The sequence below is a fragment of the Streptomyces sp. NPDC006512 genome (assembly GCF_040611935.1).
Lineage (GTDB): Bacteria > Actinomycetota > Actinomycetes > Streptomycetales > Streptomycetaceae > Streptomyces.
On record NZ_JBEXPG010000020.1, the window covers coordinates 36,473 to 54,091 of the forward strand.

Below are 17,619 nucleotides of genomic sequence, written 5' to 3' on the forward strand. Positions count from 1 at the left end.
GCACCGACAGTCACAGGTCGGTGTGCTCCCCGGCGGTGAGTCGGCCGTGCGGGGCGCCGGAGAGGGCGTTCAGGGCCGTGTCGTAGACGGGCCGGGCGAGGTCGGAGAGGTAGGCGTCGTGGATGTCGACGGTCTGGCGGGGCTTGACCTCACGGACGTAGTCGATCACCTCGGCGATCTTGTTCCAGGGGGCGTGCACCGGGATCATCAGCGTCTCGACGGGCACGCCGGGCACGGTCAGCGCGTCCCCGGGGTGGAAGAGCGAGCCGTCCACGAGGTAGCCGACGTTGGTGACGCGCGGGATGTCCGGGTGGATCACCGCGTGCAGTTCTCCGTGCACCTGGATCTCGAACCCGGCGGCCGCGAACGCGTCGCCGTGTCCCACGGTGTGCACGCGGCCCGGGTAGGCCGGGGCGAGCTTCTCGGCGACGCTGCGCAGGGTCCACAGCTCCGCGCCGGGGTTCGCGTCGAGCGCGGCCCGCAGCCGGCCCTCCTCGAAGTGGTCGGGGTGCTCGTGCGTGACCAGCAGGACGTCCGCCCCGAGGCCCGCGTCGGGTTCGCTGAAGGCGCCCGGGTCGACGACGAGCGTGCGCCCGTCCTTCTCCAACTGGACGCAGGAGTGCAGCCGCTTGGTGAGCTTCATGATCCCAGGCTATCGGCCGCGGGCGCCCCCCTACGGGATCGCGGTGGAGACGACGTAGACCCGGGGGTTCGCCGGGTTGGTGAGGTCGACGGTGACGTCCCGGGTGGGGCGGGGTTCCTTCGCGTCCAGCGTGACCCCGTACCAGCGGTGCTTCGGGCTCCAGCTCCAGCCGGCGACGCCCGCGTCGTGCGCGGAGATCGACACCCCGGGGGTGAGCGCCTCGCGGCTGGTGCCGACGTCGGCGAGGAAGGTGTCGAGCTCCTGCGGCGTCACGCCGAACTGGACGTACAGCCGGCTGGTGTGCCAGTTGTTGGTCTCCAGGTACCCGACCAGGGAGGCCATCATCGGGATGGGCACCTCGTAGATGCTGCGCTGCACCTTGGAGGGCCAGGCCTCGCGGACCTTGACGGCGCCGACCTTCGCGGCTTTGTCGCGGCCGCTCTGGCGGCTCTGCTGGGCGGAGACGGCGAGGTAGCCCGCCGGGACCCCGACGAGCAGCAGGATGATGATCGCGGTGATCCAGCGGCGCCGGACCACGTGTCTGCGGTCCTCGGAGGCCGGCGGGGGCGTGCCGTCCGCCTCGGGGGACGGGGCCTGGCGGGGCAGGGAGGGCGGTGTCACGGCTGTCCTGCGTCCTTGACGTCCGGGGCGTCCGTGGCGGCGGTGCGCCGGCCCAGCTGCGCGTAGCGCTCGTGGCGCTCGACGCGCCGGCGCGTGGCGCGGCGGAAGCGGCGGGCGACGAGCCGGGCGAGGTCGGCGGCGCCGACCATGCCGGCCTCGGGGCCGAGCTGTGCCTTGGCGATGCGGGCCTCGGGGCGGTAGCCCCGGCCGGTGAGGTGGCGCCGGAACGCGTCGCGGGCGGGGCCGATGAGGAGGTCGTCGGCGGCGCTGACACCGCCGCCGATGACGAAGCAGGACGGGTCGAGGGCGGCGGCGAGGTTGGCGATGCCGACGCCCAGCCACTGGCCGATGTCCTGGAGGAGCTCGACGCACATGGCGTCGCCCTCGCGGGCCAGCTCGGTGATCAGCGGTCCGGTGATCTCCGCGACGTTGCCGCCGACCCGGGCGATGATGTTGTACGCGACCGGGGAGTCGGCGGCGGCCAGCTCGCGCGCCTCGCGGACCAGGGCGTTGCCGGAGCTGTACTGCTCCCAGCAGCCTCGGTTGCCGCAGGGGCAGCGGTGGCCGCCGGGGACGACCTGCATGTGGCCGAATTCGCCGGCGACCCCGTAGCGGCCGCGCTTGACCTGGCCGCCTTCGAGGATGGCGCCGCCGATGCCCGTGCCCAGCGTGATCATGACCAGGTGGTCCTCGCCGCGGCCGGCGCCGAAGCGCCACTCGGCCCAGGCGGCGGTGTTGGCATCGTTGTCGACCATGACCGGGACCGCGAGCCTCGACTGGAGGGCGTCGCGCAGCGGCTCGTCGCGCCAGGCGAGGTGGGGGGCGAACAGGACGCGGGAGCGGTCGGCGTCGACCCAGCCCGCGGCCCCGATGCCCACCGCGTGCACGTCGTGCCGGTCGGAGAGGTCCAGCACCAGTTCGACGATGGTGTCCTCGACGACCTTGGCGCTCTTGGACTTGTCGGGGGTCTCGGCGCGGATCTTCTCCAGGATGACCCCGTCGGCGTCCACGACGCCGGCCATCACCTTGGTGCCGCCGATGTCGATCCCGACGGTCGGGACGCGCGGGGCGGTCAGCAGCGACCTGCGCTCACGGGTCCCGACGGTCCGCAGGACGGTGCCCCGCGCCGCCCCCCGGTGGGCGAGCGTGAAGTCCCGGTACGTGCTCATCGAGTCGTGTCGTCCCTCATCGTGCGGTGGTGCCCGGTGCGGAGCCGGGTGCGGCGTCCGGTCCTGATTCTGCCACTCGCTCCAGCTCGTGGCTCAGCTCGTCCAGCTCCGAGCCGCCCGCCATCTGCCGGGTGAGCTCGTCCAGGGTGATCGACTCCCGGGTGTGGCTGCCGGCCATCGTGCCGCGCTTCAGGAGCACGAAACGGTCCCCGACCAGGTAGGCGTGGTGCGGGTTGTGGGTGATGAGGACCACGCCGAGGCCCGCGTCACGGGCGGCGGCGACGTACTTGAGGACCACGCCGGACTGCTTCACGCCGAGGGCGGCGGTGGGCTCGTCCAGGACGAGGACCTTCGCGCCGAAGTACACGGCCCGGGCGATGGCCACGCACTGGCGCTCGCCGCCGGACAGGGTGCCGATGGGCTGGTCCACGTCGCGCAGGTCGATGCCCATCCGCAGCAGCTCGGTGCGGGTGGTCCCGCGCATGAGGTCCACGTCGAGGCGGCGGAAGGGACCGCGGCCCCTGGTGGGCTCGGAGCCGAGGAAGAAGTTCCGCCAGACGGGCATGAGCGGGACGACGGCCAGGTCCTGGTAGACGGTGGCGATGCCGTGGTCGAGGGCCGCGCGCGGGTTGGCGAGCACGGTCTCCTCCCCCTCGATCTCGAAGGAGCCGGCGTCGTGCCGGTGCAGCCCCGCGATGATCTTGATGAGGGTGGACTTGCCGGCGCCGTTGTCTCCGAGGACGCAGGTGATCTCGCCGGCCGAGACCTCCAGGGAGACCCCCTGGAGGGCGCGGATGTTGCCGTAGTACTTGCTGACGTCGGTCAGCTTCACGAGGGCCGTCGCGGCCTGCGCGCCGGTTCCGGTGTCCTTGCTCACTTGCTCGCCTCCGCCCGCTTGCGCACCCAGGCGTTCAGCAGCGTGGCCAGCAGCAGCATCCCGCCGAGGAAGAACTTGAACCAGTCCGGGTTCCACTGGGCGTAGACGATGCCGTTGCTCGTCATGCCGAAGATGAAGGCCCCGACGGCCGCGCCGATCGCGGAGCCGTAGCCGCCGGTCATCAGACAGCCGCCGATGACGGCCGCGATGATGTAGAGGAACTCGTTGCCGACGCCCTCGCCCGACTGGACGACGTCGAAGGAGAACAGGATGTGCTGGCCGGAGATCCAGGCGCACAGGGCGACGCCCATGTAGAGGCCGATGCGGGTCTTGACCACGGGGACGCCGGTGGCGCGGGCCGCGTCGGCCCCGCCGCCCACGGCGAAGATCCAGTTACCGGCGCGGGTGCGCAGCAGGATCCAGGTGGCGATGGCGACCAGGGCCAGCCACCACAGGATGGTGACCTTGAGGGTGACCGAGCCGATGTTCCACTGCGAGGCGAAGAGCGCGCGGGCCGAGGAGAAGCCCTCCATGTCGGCGATCGACTTCGTGGAGACCGAGCCGCTGATCAGCTTGGTGAAGCCGAGGTTCAGGCCGGTCAGCATCAGGAAGGTGCCGAGCGTGATGATGAAGCTCGGCAGCTTGGTGCGGGTCAGCATGAACCCGTTGAAGAAGCCGATGGCGAGGGTGACCAGCAGCGACACGAGGACGCCGACCCACACGTTGGCGGTCATCTGGTAGCTGAACATCGAACTGACCAGGGCCGACGTGGTGACCATCACGCCGGCGGAGAGGTCGAACTCGCCGCCGATCATGAGCAGGGCGACCGGTACCGCCATGATCCCGATGGTGGAGGCCGAGTAGAGGATCGTGCTCAGGCTGGAGGCCCGCAGGAAGCTTTCGGCCGCGAAGGAGAAGAACACGAAGACGGCGACCGCGCCGACGACCGCGCCCAGTTCGGGGCGGCCGAGGAGGCGGCGCAGCAGGGAGGCCGGCGCGAGGCGTTCGTCGGCGGTGGGGGCGGCGGCGCTCATCGGGTGCCCCGCTTGACGTACTCCTCCAGCTCGGAGGCCTCGGCCCCGGTGACGATCTGCGGGCCCGTGAGGACGGGGCGGCCGCCGCCGAGGACGTCCGCGTTGTAGCGGTAGAGCCACAGCAGGTCCACGGCCTGGTAGCCCTGGAGGTAGGGCTGCTGGTCCACGGCGAAGCCGAGGGCGCCGGACTTGAGGTCCCGGGCGACGGACTCGTTGAGGTCGAAGGTGTCCACCTCGGCCTTGCTGCCCGCCGCGTCCTTCGCCTTGACGGCGGTCGGGGCGAAGGGGGCGCCCAGGGTGACGATCGCGTCGACGGACGGGTCCGCCTGGAGCTTCGCCTGGATGGCCGCCTGGACGGAGGGCATGTTGGTGCCCTCGACGTACAGGTTCTCCATGCTCCCGCCGAAGGTCTTCTTCGCCCCGGCGCAGCGCTGCTCGTGGCCGACGTTGCCCTGCTCGTGCAGGACGCAGACGGCCTTCTTCCTGCCGCGCTTGGTCAGCTCGGTGCCGACGGCCTCGCCCGCGATCTGCTCGTCCTGGCCGATGTGGGTGAGGGCCCCGTACTCGGCGGACTGGGCGGATCCGGAGTTGACCGTGATCACCGGGATGCCGGCCTTGACCGCCTTGCCGATGACGTCCTTGAGGGCGTCGGGCTTGGCGAGGCTGACGATGATCCCGTCGACCTTCTGGTCGATGGCGTTCTGCACGAACTGGGCCTGCTGCTGTGCCTGGTCGTCGTGGGAGTAGACGAAGTTGATGTTGTCCTTCGCCGAGGCCTCCTTGGCGCCCTTCTGGACGATGTCCCAGAAGGTGTCCCCGTCGCCCGCGTGGGTGACCATCGCGAAGGTCCAGCGCGGGGTGGACACGGCGGGCCGGCCCGCCTCGGCGGCCTTCGCCCGCTCCTCGGCGCGCTTGCCGCCCGTGCTGCTGCAGCCCGCGAGGGAGGCCCCCAGTACCGCCGCGAGCACGGCGCCCACGACGCGTACCCCTGTCCGAACCCTAGCCACGTCGCCGTGCCCTTCCCTCGTCCGTCATCAATCGGTCATTCCGGTTCCAGCCGCCCAGTATCCGCCACAGTGGACCATGAAGGGCCATCGGGGCGTGCGCGGGCGGATTGACAGGTCCCCCGTACGGGGTCAGGTTGAGTGCATGCGCATCGGGCTCATCGGAACCGGCCGCATCGGTTCGTTCCACGCGGCCGCACTGGCCCGCCACCCGGACGCCGGCTCGCTGCTGCTCGCCGACGCCGATCCCGGGCGGGCCGCGCGGCTCGCGGACCGGCTCGGGGCCACCGCCGCACCGAGCGTGGAGCAGGTCTTCACGTGGGGCGTGGACGCGGTGGTCGTGGCCTGCTCGACCGAGGGGCACGCCGAGCTGGTACTGCGGGCGGTACGGGCCGGGCTCCCGGTGTTCTGCGAGAAGCCGATGGCACCGGACCTGGCCCGCAGCCTCGCCGTGCTGCGGGAGGTGACGGCCGTCGGCGCAGTGGTCCAGCTGGGCTTCATGCGCCGCTTCGACGCGGGCTACCGCACCGCGCGGGAACTGGTCCGTTCCGGCGCGCTGGGCCGGCTGCACACCGTACGGACGGTGACGGCCGACCCGGCGCCGCCGGACGCCGCATATCTGGCGGCCTCCGGGGGCCTGTACCGGGACTGCCTGGTGCACGACTTCGACGCGGTCCGCTGGGTGACCGGGCACGAGGTCGTCGAGGTGTACGCGGCCGGTTCGGACGCGGGGCCCGCGCGGTTCCGCGCGAGCGGCGACGTCGACACCGCCGCGGCCGTCCTCACCCTGGACGACGGAACCCTCGTCGGCAGTACCGGGACGCGGTGCAACGGCGCCGGGTACGACGTGCGCATGGAGCTGGCCGGTGAGCTGGACCAGGTCTCCGCCGGGCTGGACGACCGTACGCCGATCGCCTCGACCGAACCACAGGGCCCGCCCGCGGCGAGCAAGCCGTGGGGCGGGTTCCTGGAGCGCTTCGCCCCCGCGTACGAGGCCGAGCTGGCGGCCTTCGTCCGGCTGGTGCGCGGTGAGGGCCCCAACCCGTGCGACGGCCGGGAGGCGCTCGCCGCCTTCCGGGTCGCGGAGGCGTGCGAGCGCTCGCGCCGGGAGCGGCGTCCGGTCCGGCTGGACGAGCTCCCGGATCTCTGAGGGGCCGCGGCGGCGGGCGCTCACGGTGCGGCGCCTACCAGCGCACCGGGTACTGCTTGACGCCCCGGACCAGGGCGCCCCTGATCCACTCGCGCGGCCCGGGCACCTCGGCGAGGTCCGGGAAGCGCTCCAGCAGGCTGCGCAGGGCGATCCGGCCCTCCATGCGGGCGAGCGGGGCGCCGAGGCAGAAGTGGATGCCGTGGCCGAAGGCCATGTGGCCGGGGCCCTGGCGGCGGATGTCGAACACGTCGGGCCGCGCGAAGCGGGCCGGGTCGCGGTCCGCGCTCGCCAGGGAGATCAGGACCGCGGTGCCCTCCTCGATGAAGGTGCCGCCGATCTCCAGGTCCTCGCGGGCGAAGCGGAAGGTGGAGGACTCCACCGGGCCGTCGTAGCGCAGGATCTCCTCGACGGCGCCGTCGATCAGCCCGTCGAAGTCGGCGCGCAGGGCCGCCAGCTGCTCGGGGTGGGCGAACAGGGCCCGTACGCCGTTGGTGATGAGGTGGCTGGTGGTCTCGTATCCGCCGATCATCAGCAGGAAGGCCATGGCGACCAGTTCCCGCGGGGTCAGCCGGTCGCCGTCGTCGTCGCGGCTGAGGGTCCAGGCGCTGAGCAGGTCCTCGCCGGGGGCGGCGCGCTTGGCGTCGGTCAGCTCGGTCAGGTAGGCGGTCATCTCGCGCAGGGCAGCGTCCTCGGCCTCCTGGCCGGTGGGCGAGACGATCTCGACGGACCAGGCCCCGAAGGGGGTGCGGTCGGCGTCGGGGACTCCGAGGAGCTCGCAGATGACGGTCATCGGCAGCGGGGACGCGAAGGACTTCACCAGGTCCGCGCCGCGGGACGGGTCCGCCTCCATCGCGTCCAGCAGCTCGTCCGTGATCTGCTGGACGCGGGGGCGCAGGTCCTCGACCCGGCGGGAGGTGAAGGGCCGGGACACGAGCCGGCGCAGCCGGGTGTGGTGGGGCGGGTCGGCGCGGTGCATGTTGGCGCTCGCGTCGGTGGTCTCGCGGTCGGCGAAGCTGCGGCCGGAGGTCAGCCAGTTCTTGGAGACGGCGGGGTGGACGAGGGCCTGCCGGGCCTCCTCGTCACCGACGATGAGACAGATTTCCGTGCCGTCCGTCGCCTTGACCCGGTGGACGGGTCCTTCCGCCCGCATCCGCGCGTAGTGCGGGTACGGGTTCTCGTTGAAGTCTTCGGCGATCGAACTGATATCGAGAACGGGCATGACCGTCACAGTAGGCGCGGCGATCAAGCGGGACGGAGCTACTTTCGGACAATCGTGCGGCCTGCGGCCGGCCGTTCAGCCCGCCGCGCGACGGCCCCAGGCGGTACCGGCGAGTACCAGGGCGGCGCCCGTCAGACCCGCGGCGCCGAGGTGCTCGCCGCCGAGGGCGATGCCCGCCGCCGCGGCCCAGAGCGGTTCGGTGCCGAGCAGCAGGCTGACCCGGGAGGGCGAGGTGCGGCGCACGGCCCACATCTGCACGAAGAAGGCGAAGAGGGTGCAGAAGACGGAGAGGAAGACGAGGCCGGCCCATTCGGCGGCCCCGAAGTCCGCCGCGGCCGCCCACGGGGAGGCGCCCGTACCGGGCAGGGCCGCGAGGACGGCGAACACCAGGACGGCGCCGCCGAGCTGGACGGTGGTCAGGGAGAGCGGGTCGGCGTCCTGGACGCTCTTGATCCGGGCCATCAGCAGCACGTGGAGGGTGCGGGCGAGGGCGGCGCCGAGGATCAGCAGGTCGCCGGCGCCGGGTGCGGTGAACCCGGCGCCCTGGGTGAGCAGGACGACACCGGCGACGGACACCGCGGCGGCGCCGAGGAAGGCGGGCGAGGGGGCGGTCCGCCGGACGGCCGATTCGGCGAGCGGGGTGAAGATCATGGTCAGGCTGATGATCAGCCCGGCGTTGGTGGCGGAGGTGTGCACCACCCCGTAGGTCTCCAGCAGGAAGATCCCGCCGAGTACGAGGCCCAGCACCCCGGCGCCGCGCAGCTGGGCGGCGTTCAGCGCGCGCAGCCGGCTCCACCCGGCGAGGACCAGGACGGGCAGCACGAGCGCGAAGCGCAGTACGAGGACCGCGATCACGGTGTGCGGGGTGGTGATCCCCTTGGCCGCGAGGTAGCTGCCGCCCCAGACGACGGCGACGAGCAGCACGGGCAGGTCGGCGAGCCGGGCCCGGCGTTCTGCGAGGGCGGGCGAGGGGGCGGCGAGCGTGGACACCGGGGCGTCTCCAGCGGCGGGAAGGGGGTGGAGACTTCGGCGGCTCGCACGGGTGCGGGCCCACGGTAGCCGAGTCGATCTTCCCGGTCGACCGGTTTCCGCGGCGCCCCTCCCCCGGCCCGGCCCGGTCCGCTGGAAGGGTTACTCGCCGATCGTGCCGAAGGCGGCGCGGCCGGCGGTCCGGTAGGTGTGGATCGCGATGCCGCTGCCCGTGGTGCGGGAGGCCGTCAGCTCGAAGGCCGTCGGCAGGCCGCCGGTGGAGAAGAGGCGGCGGCCGGCTCCCAGGAACACCGGGAAGGTCAGCAGGTTCAGCTCCTCGACGAGGTCCCGGGCGAGCAGCCACTGCGCCAGCTGCCCGCTGCCGTGCAGCTGGAGTTCGCCGTCGGTCGCGTCCTTGGCCCGGACCACCTCCGCCTGGAGCTGCTCGCCGTCCACGACGGTGGTGCCGGCCCAGGCGGGCTCCTTGAGGGTGGTGGAGGCCACGTACTTCGGCAGTCGGTTCAGCGGCCCCGCGATCGGGTCGGCGGGATCGTTCTGCTTCGGCCAGTACCCGGCGAAGATCTCGTACGTCTTGCGCCCGAGCAGGAACGCCCCGGCGCGGCCGAACAGTTCCGCGGCGAACTCCCCCATGCCCTCGTCGGCGAAGGGCGTCACCCAGCCGCCGTACTCGAAGCCGCCGCTGGTGTCCTCCTGCGGGCCCCCGGGGGCCTGGTACACGCCGTCGAGGGTCAGGAAGGTGGTGAGGGTCAGCTTGCCCATGGCTCTGCGCTCCTTGCTGGTTCGTCCTTGCCGGGTCGTCCTTGCCCGGGTTCAGACTCCCGGACCCCTCGGAACTCATCGGCGCGGCGCGCGAAAACGCCGTGTCCGATTCCTGCTGGCGGGCCGCCCCGGACTCCCATTTCATTGAACTCGCAACCAACTGACGAGGGAGAGCACCATGAACGGATCCGTGGCACTGGTGACCGGCGGCGGTCGCGGGATCGGCGCGGCCGGCGCCCTGCGGCTCGCGGAGGACGGGTTCGACGTCGTGATCACGTACGTCGACGACGCCGGGGCGGCGGCGGGGGTGATCGGCGAGGTCGAGGCCCTCGGGCGTCGCGGGCTGGCCGTACGGGCCGACGCGGGCGACCCCGAACATCGTCCACCCGGGTCCGGTGGAACCGGCATGAACCCGGCCGACGGGCCCTACGCGGCGCCCCAGGCGGCGATGACGGCCCTCGGCCGGTTCGGCACCGCCCGGGAGGTGGCGGCCATGGTGTCCTTCCTCGCCGGAGCGGACGCCCGGTACGTCACGGGCGCGGAGTTCTCCGTGGACGGCGGGCACGCGGCGTAGCGGGGCGCGGCCCGGCGGGCGTGCGGCCCGGCGGGCGTGCGGCCCGGCGGGCGTGCGGCCCGGCGGGCGTGACGAAGGGGCGCGCCGGCTCGCGGTGCGCCCCTTCGGTCAGGGCCCGCGCCCCGGGGGTGTCGGCCCCCGGGGCGGTCGTCGGGAGGGGTGGCGTCAGCCGCCCAGCTCCTGGTGGCGGGCGGCGTGCGCGGCCGCGCCCGTCTCCGTCAGCGAGCCGTACAGACGCAGGCGGGAGAAGCCGCCGTCCGGGAAGATGTCGATCCGCACGTGCGTGCCGACCGCCGGGGCGTCCAGTACGAAGCGGTGGTTGGTGTCGGGCTGGAGGCGGGTGCGCGGCAGGAACTCCGTCCACTCGCCCTCCTCGCCGGTCTTGACCGACAGCGAGGCCCAGCCGGCCGAGTTGCCCTTGAGGTACGCGGTGTCGATCTCGACGGCGCGGATCTCGGACTCGGCGACGAGCTGGTAGCGGATCCAGTCGTTGCCGTTGTCGCGGCGGCGGGCGGTCTCCCAGCCGTCGTCCATCTTGCGGGAGCGGCCCGGGTTGATGGTGTTGGTCGGCGGGGAGTAGAAGCGGTTGGACGCGTCCTCCACCGAGCCGCCGTTCTCCAGCGCGACGACGTCGAAGGTGCCGAGCGTGGCGAGCCACTGCGGGTCGGGGACGACCTCGCCGTAGACGCGCAGGCGGGCGATGCCGCCGTCGGGGTGCTGGTTGACGCGCAGGTGCGTGAAGCGCTGCTCGGCGCTGACCTCGAAGCCGTTGGCCGCGTGGCCGCCGACCGGGGTGCGCGGGACGAGCACGGTCCACTTGACGTCGTCACCGAGGAGCTCCTCCGGGGTCGGCGCGAGGGCGCCTTCCCAGTTGGTGCCCTCGACGGAGACGGCCTGCGGCATGTTGCCGCGGAAGTGGGCGGTGTCGACGACGATGCCGCGGATCACGCCGGGGGCGCCGAGGCGCACCAGGGCGTAGTCGTGGTCCTCGGGGGTCGGCCAGGGCTGGGTGGCGGAGACGCCGCGGCGGCGGCGGGTCTCCCAGCCGTCCATGACCTTGCCCTTGTGGCCGAAGTGCTCGGGGTCGAAGTGCGCGGCCTCGGCGATGAGCAGGTTCTCGCGCATGGCGAAGAACTCGTCGTTGGCGAAGGTGACACCGGCGCCCAGCTCACGGGCGGCGAGGTTCGCGTACTGGGTGAACGGGAAGTCCGCGGTGCGGTAGTCCGCGTACGGGTCGCCGCCTCCGTACGGGTTCGCGTTGCCGGTGAAGGAAGCCAGTCCAGTTGAACGCTGTGCCACTGTCAGTTCTGCCTTTCGAGGAGGAGGCCCGTGGGCTCGGTCGGGGTGCCGTGGTCGGCGATCTGGGTGCCGCGCAGCCAGGTGGACTTCACGACGCCGTGCAGGGTCTTGCCCGCGTACGCCGTGACCCGGTTGCGGTGGTGCAGTTCCGCGGGGTCCACGGTGAAGGTCTCTTCGGGTGCCAGGACGGCGAAGTCGGCGTCGCGGCCCGCCTCGATCGCGCCCTTCTGGGCCAGTCCGGCGAGGGCGGCCGGGGCGGCCGACATCCAGCGGACGACGTCCTCCAGGCTGCGGCCGCGCCTGCGCGCCTCGGTCCAGATCGCCGGGAGGCCCAGCTGGAGGGAGGAGATGCCGCCCCAGGCGGTGGCGAAGTCGCCGGTCTTCAGGTCCGCGGTGGAGGGCGAGTGGTCGGAGACGATGCAGTCGATGGTGCCGTCGGCGAGCGCGTCCCACAGGAGGTCCTGGTTGGCGGCCTCGCGGATGGGCGGGCAGCACTTGAACTCGGTGGCGCCGTCCGGGACTTCCTCGGCGGTGAGGGTGAGGAAGTGCGGGCAGGACTCGACGGTGATCTGCACGCCCTCGGCCTTGGCCGCGGCGATCAGCGGCAGCGCGTCGGAGGAGGACAGGTGCAGCACGTGGACGCGGGCGTTCAGCCGCCGGGCCTGGTCGATCAGGTTCTGGATCGCGGTGTTCTCGGCGTCCTTGGGACGGGAGGCCAGGAAGTCGGCGTACTTGGGGCCCGGGTTCTGCGGCGCGGACTCCAGGTGGTGCGGGTCCTCGGCGTGCACGATCATCAGGCCGCCGAAGCCGGTGATCTCCGCGAGGGAGGCGGCCAGCCGCTCCTGGTCGAGCTCGGGGAACTCCTCGACGCCCGAGGGCGACAGGAAGCACTTGAATCCGTAGACCCCGGCGTCGTGCAGCGGGCGCAGGTCCTTGACGTTGTCGGGCAGCGCGCCGCCCCAGAAGCCGATGTCCACGTGCGCCTTGGTCCGGGCGACCTCCTGCTTGACGCGGAGGTTGTCGGCCGTGGTGGTCGGCGGCAGGGAGTTGAGCGGCATGTCGAGGATGGTGGTGATGCCGCCGGCGGCGGCGGCGCGGGTGGCCGTCCAGAAGCCCTCCCACTCCGTGCGGCCCGGGTCGTTCACGTGGACGTGGGTGTCGACCAGGCCGGGGAGCAGGACGTCGTCTCCGAAGTCCTCCAGCCGGGCTCCGGCCGGTACCTCGGCGTCGTGCGCCAGCACCGCCGTGATCTTCCCGCCGGCGACGGCCACCGAGGCGGCGCGCGTCCCCTCGGGGGTGATGACGCGCGTCGAGCGCAGTACCAGTTCCACAGCCACGTCGGCCACCGGAACCTCCCCATCTACTTCCACAGAGCGAAATTCAACGTTCTGTTGACGGAGTCTTCACCCCGATCCGGAAGCAGTCAAGAGCGACCGGACGGACCGCTGACCCTCTCGGGCCGCAATTGGATGTTTCCACAGGATGGAATTAAGATTTCACTATCCAGAATGTAGCTACCACCACCAGGAACCGGACGGGTAACTTCCCGAGGACGTCCGCCACCAGGACAAACCGCCTCTGACCGGCGGGGACGGCAAGGGCCCGGATCTAGGGCCGCCGCCGACCGACCGGTAGGCTGCTCCCTTGCCTGCCAGCACCGAAAGGACCGCGCCCGTGCCGACGTCCAGCGCCAGCACCACCGACGCTTCCGCCAAGCCCACCGCCGCCAGCGGTGGCGTCCAGTCCCTCGAGCGCGCCTTCGATCTGCTCGAACGCATGGCCGACGCCGGGGGCGAAGTCGGACTCAGCGAGCTCTCCGCCGCCAGCGGCCTCCCGCTGCCCACCATCCACCGCCTGATGCGCACCCTCGTGGCGTGCGGCTACGTCCGGCAGCAGCCCAACCGGCGCTACTCCCTCGGCCCCCGGCTGATCCGCCTCGGCGAGTCCGCCTCGCGCCTGCTGGGCACCTGGGCCCGCCCCTACCTCGCCCGTCTGGTCGAGGAGACCGGTGAGACGGCCAACATGGCCCTCCTCGACGGGGACGAGATCGTCTACGTCGCGCAGGTGCCGTCCAAGCACTCCATGCGCATGTTCACCGAGGTCGGCCGCCGGGTGCTCCCGCACTCCACGGGTGTGGGCAAGGCGCTGCTCGCCCACACCCCCGCCGACGAGGTCCGCGCCCTGCTGTCCCGCACCGGGATGCCGGCCGCGACCGAGAAGACCATCACCACGCCCGAGGGCTTCCTGGAGGCGCTGGAGAAGGTCCGCAAGGCGGGCTACGCGGTCGACGACAACGAGCAGGAAATAGGAGTCCGCTGCCTCGCCGTGTCGGTGCCGAACTCGCCGACCGCCGCCGCGATCTCCATCTCCGGCCCGGCCGGCCGTGTCACGGAGGCCGTCGCCGAGTCCTTCGTGCCGATCCTCCAGGGCGTCGCCGCCGAACTGTCGGTGGCCCTCCAGAGCCAGAACCCGGCCTGACCCCGTACGCGTACGAAGGCCCCCGCGGCCCCTCTCCGGAGGGGCCGCGGGGGCCTTCGTACGCTTCAGGCCGCCGGGGACGGCTCCGGCGCGGTGAGGCGGCCGTCGGCCATCGTCGCCGTACGGTCCGTGCGGTCCAGGTGGGCGTGGTCGTGGGTGACCAGCACCGTGGCCGTGGAGCGCTCCCGGGTGAGGGCGACCAGCAGGTCGAGCACGGCCGCGCCCCGCTCGTGGTCGAGGGCGCTGGTGGGCTCGTCGACCAGCAGCACCGCGGGCTCGTTCATCAGGGCGCGGGCGATGTTGACGCGCTGGCGCTGGCCGCCGGACAGTTCGTGCGGGCGCTTGCCGGCCTTGTCGGCCAGGCCCACCGCCTCCAGCAGCTCCAGCGCGCGCCGGCGCATCCGGCCCGAGGGCCGGCCGGAGAGGTGGGCCATGACCTGGAGCTGTTCCAGGGCCGTCAGCGAGGCCAGCAGGTTCGGCTGCTGGAAGACGATGCCGATCTCCTCCCGGCGCAGGGCCGACTTCTCGGCGGCGCCGAGCAGGGCGGTGTCGCGGCCCGCGACGACGACCCGGCCGGAGTCCGGGGTGACCAGGGTCGCGGCCACCGCCAGCAGGCTGGACTTGCCGGAGCCGGACGGGCCGATGACGGCGGTCATGGTGCCCGCGGGCACCTCCAGGGACACCGCGTCCAGGGCGGTGAGGCGGCCTTCCCCGTCGGGGTACGTGAGCGTGACGTCGTGGACGAGCAGGGTCATCGGGCGCTCCCGAGGGCGGTCAGCGGGTCGACGGCGGTGATCCGCCGGATGGACAGGGCGGCGCCCAGCACGCCCAGCGCGATCATGATCGCGGCGGGGACCAGCACGGTGGCCGCGTCGAGGACGAAGGGCACGTCGCCCCCGCTGATCAGCGCGCCTGCGGCCACGGCCAGGGCGGTGCCGGCCCCGGTGCCGATCGCCAGCATCACCACGGCCTGGCCGAGGGCGTCCTTCAGCAGGTACGGGGTGGAGGCGCCGAGCGCCTTCAGCACGGCGACGTCGCCGCTGCGCTGGATCGTCCACACCGTGAAGAAGGCCCCTATGACCAGGGCCGAGATGGCGAAGAGGAAGCCGCGCATCAGCTGGAGCGAGCCGTTCTCGGCCTGGTAGGAGCCTATGGCGCCCAGGGCGTCCTCGACGGTCTGGGCGCGGGTCGAGGCGGCCCGGTCGCCCGCGGCCCAGTCCACGGCTCCGTCGCCGTCGAGGGCCAGGACGGTGGCCAGGGACTCCAGGGAGGTTCCGGGGTTGCCGATGCGCTGCCAGTCGTTCAGGTCCATCCAGACCACCGGGGTGTGGCTGTAGGCGGCCGTGCCGGAGACGCCGGCCACCGTCAGCTCCAGCGGACCGGCCTTCAGCTTGGCGCCCGCGGTGAGCCCGCCGAGCTCCTCGGCCGCCTTCTCGCTGAGGACGACCTGCCCCTGGGTGAGCCCGGCGCCGGCCGGCGCGAGACGGCCGGCCGATTCGACGCCGAAGAGGGACACGGCGGCGGTGCGCTCACCCGAGACCGCGTTGGTGGTGCGGATCCCGAGCGGCTCCGCCGACGTCACCCCCGGCCGTTCGCGCCAGGCCCGCCAGGCGCTCTCGGGCACCTGGGAGCTGGTGAAGGACACCTTCTGGTCCCCGGCGGGCGCGGCGAAGGCCAGCCGGGTCGCGGGCAGCCCGGTGATGGCCGAGATGTTCTCCCGGGCCAGTCCGGAGGTGAGCCCGGACAGCAGGCCGACCAGCAGTGTGATCAGCAGGACCACCGAGCCCATGAGGGCGAACCGGCCCTTGGCGAACCGTAGATCTCTCCATGCGACGAACATGTCCCCCACCTTGGTCTTCCGCGTGGGCACGGGACATCGCGCCACAGTAGTGATCCTCGTATCGAAAGACCCGTCCCGACATCGAACTTTTGGTTGACCGGAGCTCCCGGCGGCCGACTTACGCTGGTCGGGCCATGTCCGACGCCCCGCGCCCGCGCCCCCCGACCCCCGTCTCCCGCGTCCTGCGGCTGTGCCTGCACGCGCTGCTCTTCGGGCTGCTCGCGCTGGCCGCCGGGCGGGCCGTCGCCGCACCCGGGTCCGGGGCCCGGCCGGTGATCGCGGCCTGCGCGCTGCTGGGCGCCGTGTACGTGGCGGGCGTACTGACCCCCTCCGTCCAGCGCTCCGCGCGCGCCGCCGCGGTGTGGCTGGCCGCGGTGGGGGCGGCCTGGGCCGCGCTGCTGGTGGTCTCGCCCGACGGGCTGTGGATCGCCTTCCCCCTGTACTTCCTGGAGCTGCACCTGTTGAGGCTGCGCTGGGGCGTAGCGGCCGTCGCCGTCACCGCCTGCGCGGCGATCGGCGGGTTCCTCGCGCACAGCGGCGCGGTCACCCCCGGGGCCTTCCTGGGCCCGCTGCTGGGCGGGGCGGTGGCCGTCGCGACGGTGCTCGGCTACCAGGCCCTCTACCGCGAGAGCGAACGCCGCCGCGAGCTGATCGAGGAGCTGATGGCCACCCGGGCCGAGCTGGCGGCCGCCGAGCGGGGCGCGGGGATCCTGGCCGAGCGCGAGCGCCTGGCCCGGGAGATCCACGACACCCTGGCCCAGGGCCTGTCCTCGATCCAGCTGCTGCTGCGCGCGGCGGAGCGCGCCCTGCCGCCCGACGCCCCGGCCGCCGAGCACATCGGCCGGGCCCGGGAGGCCGCGCAGGAGAACCTCGCCGAGGCGCGCCGCTTCGTCCGCGCCCTGACCCCGCCGGACCTGGAGCACGGCTCGCTCGCCGGGGCGCTGGAGCGGCTCTGCTCGGGGGTGCCCGGTCCGCGCGTGCGGTTCTCCGTGAGCGGAGACCCGCGCGTCCTGCCCACCCCGTACGAGGTGGCGCTGCTGCGGATCGCGCAGTCGGCGCTGGCCAACGTCGTGCGGCACGCACGGGCCGGGCGCGCCGAGATCACCCTGACCTTCATGGACACCTCGGTGACCCTGGACGTGGTCGACGACGGCCGGGGCTTCGACCCCGCCGCCGCGCCCTCGGCGCCCGCCGACGGGGGCGGTTTCGGCCTGCCGGCGATGCGCGCGCGGGCCGAGACCCTCGGCGGGCTGTTCACCGTCGAGTCCGACCCGGGCCAGGGCACCGCCGTGGCCGTCACCCTGCCCCTGCCCTTGGAGGCGTCCTGATGACGATCCGGCTGCTGCTCGCCGACGACCACCCGGTGGTGCGGGCCGGGCTGCGCGCGGTACTGGACACCGAACCGGACTTCGAGGTGGTCGCGGAGGCCGCGACGGCGGAGCGGGCGGTGGAGCTGGCGGCCTCGGAGCCGGTGGACGTGGTCCTGATGGACCTCCAGTTCGGGGCCGGGATGCACGGCTCGGCGGCCACGGAGGCGATCACCGCGCGGCCCGGCGGGCCGCGGGTGCTGGTGCTGACCACGTACGACACGGACGCGGACATCCTGGCGGCGGTCGAGGCGGGCGCCTCCGGCTACCTGTTGAAGGACGCCCCTCCGGAGGAGCTGGCGGCGGCGGTGCGCACGGCGGCGGCGGGCCAGTCGGCGCTGGCCCCGGCGGTGGCGCTGCGGCTGATGGACCGCATGCGGACGCCCGCCGAGGCGCTGACGAAGCGGGAGCTGGAGGTGCTCCAGCTGGTCGCGGACGGCCTGTCGAACCAGCAGATCTCCAAGCGGCTCTTCCTCAGCCAGGCCACGGTCAAGTCCCACCTGGTGCACGTCTACGCGAAGCTCGGCGTCGACTCCCGCACGGCGGCCGTGGCGGTGGCCGGCTCCCGCCGCCTGATCCGCGCGCACGGATAACC

Annotated in this window: 18 protein-coding genes; 5 read left to right on the forward strand and 13 right to left on the reverse strand. The window is 73.0% G+C overall.

Annotated features, from left to right (window positions below; translation table 11 throughout):
• Window positions 1-10: 10 nt before the first annotated feature.
• The 6 genes from ABZZ17_RS16130 to ABZZ17_RS16155 are packed head-to-tail and all read right to left on the reverse strand — an operon-like array spanning window position 11 to window position 5,321.
• The gene (locus ABZZ17_RS16130) at window positions 11-643 is read right to left on the reverse strand and encodes an MBL fold metallo-hydrolase (protein ID WP_356876327.1); all 633 of its coding nucleotides are present in this window, start codon (window positions 641-643) and stop codon (window positions 11-13) included.
• 30 nt (window positions 644-673) lie between these two features.
• On the reverse strand, window positions 674-1,264 hold the full coding sequence (locus tag ABZZ17_RS16135) for a hypothetical protein (RefSeq protein WP_356876329.1): 591 nt from the start codon (window positions 1,262-1,264) through the stop codon (window positions 674-676).
• Complete coding sequence (locus ABZZ17_RS16140; RefSeq protein WP_356876331.1) at window positions 1,261-2,433, reverse strand: ROK family glucokinase; 1,173 nt, start codon at window positions 2,431-2,433, stop codon at window positions 1,261-1,263. The genes ABZZ17_RS16135 and ABZZ17_RS16140 overlap by 4 nt, the downstream gene beginning before the upstream one ends.
• A 16-nt stretch (window positions 2,434-2,449) precedes the next feature.
• Window positions 2,450-3,310, reverse strand: a complete 861-nt coding sequence (locus ABZZ17_RS16145; RefSeq protein WP_356876333.1) for an ATP-binding cassette domain-containing protein — start codon at window positions 3,308-3,310, stop codon at window positions 2,450-2,452.
• The gene (locus ABZZ17_RS16150) at window positions 3,307-4,344 is read right to left on the reverse strand and encodes an ABC transporter permease (RefSeq protein ID WP_356876335.1); all 1,038 of its coding nucleotides are present in this window, start codon (window positions 4,342-4,344) and stop codon (window positions 3,307-3,309) included. Before ABZZ17_RS16150 ends, ABZZ17_RS16145 begins: the two co-directional genes overlap by 4 nt.
• Entirely contained in the window at window positions 4,341-5,321 is a 981-nt protein-coding gene (locus ABZZ17_RS16155) for a sugar ABC transporter substrate-binding protein (protein WP_356876337.1), read from the reverse strand. The genes ABZZ17_RS16150 and ABZZ17_RS16155 overlap by 4 nt, the downstream gene beginning before the upstream one ends.
• A gap of 172 nt (window positions 5,322-5,493) precedes the next feature.
• Here ABZZ17_RS16155 and ABZZ17_RS16160 point away from each other — a divergent pair, with 172 nt between their 5' ends.
• Window positions 5,494-6,498: a Gfo/Idh/MocA family oxidoreductase gene (locus ABZZ17_RS16160; RefSeq protein ID WP_356876339.1), complete on the forward strand. Its 1,005-nt coding sequence runs from the start codon at window positions 5,494-5,496 to the stop codon at window positions 6,496-6,498.
• A 34-nt stretch (window positions 6,499-6,532) separates the two neighbouring features.
• On the opposite strand, the gene ABZZ17_RS16165 is transcribed toward ABZZ17_RS16160, so the two are convergent.
• The 3 genes from ABZZ17_RS16165 to ABZZ17_RS16175 form a co-directional block, all read right to left on the reverse strand.
• Complete coding sequence (locus ABZZ17_RS16165) at window positions 6,533-7,717, reverse strand: cytochrome P450 (protein WP_356876341.1); 1,185 nt, start codon at window positions 7,715-7,717, stop codon at window positions 6,533-6,535.
• Between the two features lie 75 nt (window positions 7,718-7,792).
• Complete coding sequence (locus tag ABZZ17_RS16170) at window positions 7,793-8,707, reverse strand: DMT family transporter (protein WP_356876343.1); 915 nt, start codon at window positions 8,705-8,707, stop codon at window positions 7,793-7,795.
• 141 nt (window positions 8,708-8,848) lie between these two features.
• Window positions 8,849-9,466, reverse strand: coding sequence for a dihydrofolate reductase family protein (locus ABZZ17_RS16175; protein ID WP_356876345.1), 618 nt, complete (start codon window positions 9,464-9,466; stop codon window positions 8,849-8,851).
• 178 nt (window positions 9,467-9,644) lie between these two features.
• Here ABZZ17_RS16175 and ABZZ17_RS16180 point away from each other — a divergent pair, with 178 nt between their 5' ends.
• Window positions 9,645-10,040 carry an SDR family oxidoreductase gene (locus ABZZ17_RS16180; RefSeq protein WP_356876347.1) on the forward strand — a complete coding sequence of 132 codons (396 nt, stop codon included), beginning with the start codon at window positions 9,645-9,647 and terminating at the stop codon, window positions 10,038-10,040.
• 165 nt (window positions 10,041-10,205) lie between these two features.
• Here the strand turns inward: ABZZ17_RS16180 and alc are convergent, their stop codons facing one another.
• Both alc and allB read right to left on the reverse strand, forming a co-directional pair.
• Complete coding sequence (gene alc, locus ABZZ17_RS16185; protein WP_356876349.1) at window positions 10,206-11,339, reverse strand: allantoicase; 1,134 nt, start codon at window positions 11,337-11,339, stop codon at window positions 10,206-10,208.
• Window positions 11,340-11,341: 2 nt separating this feature from the next.
• Window positions 11,342-12,685, reverse strand: a complete 1,344-nt coding sequence (allB, locus tag ABZZ17_RS16190) for an allantoinase AllB (protein ID WP_356876351.1) — start codon at window positions 12,683-12,685, stop codon at window positions 11,342-11,344.
• A gap of 328 nt (window positions 12,686-13,013) precedes the next feature.
• Between allB and ABZZ17_RS16195 the strand changes: the two genes are divergently transcribed.
• Window positions 13,014-13,817 (forward strand): IclR family transcriptional regulator, encoded by an 804-nt coding sequence (locus tag ABZZ17_RS16195; protein WP_356876353.1) that lies wholly within the window; start codon window positions 13,014-13,016, stop codon window positions 13,815-13,817.
• 65 nt (window positions 13,818-13,882) lie between these two features.
• Here ABZZ17_RS16195 and ABZZ17_RS16200 read toward each other — a convergent pair whose 3' ends face one another.
• Together ABZZ17_RS16200 and ABZZ17_RS16205 are read right to left on the reverse strand one after the other, a co-directional pair.
• Window positions 13,883-14,572: an ABC transporter ATP-binding protein gene (locus ABZZ17_RS16200; protein ID WP_356876355.1), complete on the reverse strand. Its 690-nt coding sequence runs from the start codon at window positions 14,570-14,572 to the stop codon at window positions 13,883-13,885.
• Complete coding sequence (locus tag ABZZ17_RS16205; protein ID WP_356876357.1) at window positions 14,569-15,657, reverse strand: ABC transporter permease; 1,089 nt, start codon at window positions 15,655-15,657, stop codon at window positions 14,569-14,571. Before ABZZ17_RS16205 ends, ABZZ17_RS16200 begins: the two co-directional genes overlap by 4 nt.
• A 134-nt stretch (window positions 15,658-15,791) precedes the next feature.
• On the opposite strand from ABZZ17_RS16205, the gene ABZZ17_RS16210 reads away from it, so the two are divergent.
• Both ABZZ17_RS16210 and ABZZ17_RS16215 read left to right on the forward strand, forming a co-directional pair.
• Complete coding sequence (locus ABZZ17_RS16210) at window positions 15,792-16,985, forward strand: sensor histidine kinase (protein ID WP_356876359.1); 1,194 nt, start codon at window positions 15,792-15,794, stop codon at window positions 16,983-16,985.
• Window positions 16,985-17,617, forward strand: a complete 633-nt coding sequence (locus ABZZ17_RS16215) for a response regulator transcription factor (RefSeq protein ID WP_356876361.1) — start codon at window positions 16,985-16,987, stop codon at window positions 17,615-17,617. Before ABZZ17_RS16210 ends, ABZZ17_RS16215 begins: the two co-directional genes overlap by 1 nt.
• Window positions 17,618-17,619 lie beyond the last annotated feature (2 nt).

What these genes read in the sequence shown, in the direction of transcription:
- ABZZ17_RS16140 (WP_356876331.1), bottom strand. Translation starts at nt 2,433, where the DNA reads ATGAGCACGTACCGGGACTTCACGCTCGCCCACCGGGGGGCGGCGCGG.
- ABZZ17_RS16150 (WP_356876335.1), bottom strand. Translation starts at nt 4,344, where the DNA reads ATGAGCGCCGCCGCCCCCACCGCCGACGAACGCCTCGCGCCGGCCTCC.
- ABZZ17_RS16210 (WP_356876359.1), top strand. Translation starts at nt 15,792, where the DNA reads ATGTCCGACGCCCCGCGCCCGCGCCCCCCGACCCCCGTCTCCCGCGTC.
- ABZZ17_RS16180 (WP_356876347.1), top strand. Translation starts at nt 9,645, where the DNA reads ATGAACGGATCCGTGGCACTGGTGACCGGCGGCGGTCGCGGGATCGGC.
- ABZZ17_RS16130 (WP_356876327.1), bottom strand. Translation starts at nt 643, where the DNA reads ATGAAGCTCACCAAGCGGCTGCACTCCTGCGTCCAGTTGGAGAAGGAC.
- ABZZ17_RS16215 (WP_356876361.1), top strand. Translation starts at nt 16,985, where the DNA reads ATGACGATCCGGCTGCTGCTCGCCGACGACCACCCGGTGGTGCGGGCC.
- ABZZ17_RS16205 (WP_356876357.1), bottom strand. Translation starts at nt 15,657, where the DNA reads ATGTTCGTCGCATGGAGAGATCTACGGTTCGCCAAGGGCCGGTTCGCC.
- ABZZ17_RS16175 (WP_356876345.1), bottom strand. Translation starts at nt 9,466, where the DNA reads ATGGGCAAGCTGACCCTCACCACCTTCCTGACCCTCGACGGCGTGTAC.
- ABZZ17_RS16200 (WP_356876355.1), bottom strand. Translation starts at nt 14,572, where the DNA reads ATGACCCTGCTCGTCCACGACGTCACGCTCACGTACCCCGACGGGGAA.
- ABZZ17_RS16160 (WP_356876339.1), top strand. Translation starts at nt 5,494, where the DNA reads ATGCGCATCGGGCTCATCGGAACCGGCCGCATCGGTTCGTTCCACGCG.
- ABZZ17_RS16165 (WP_356876341.1), bottom strand. Translation starts at nt 7,717, where the DNA reads ATGCCCGTTCTCGATATCAGTTCGATCGCCGAAGACTTCAACGAGAAC.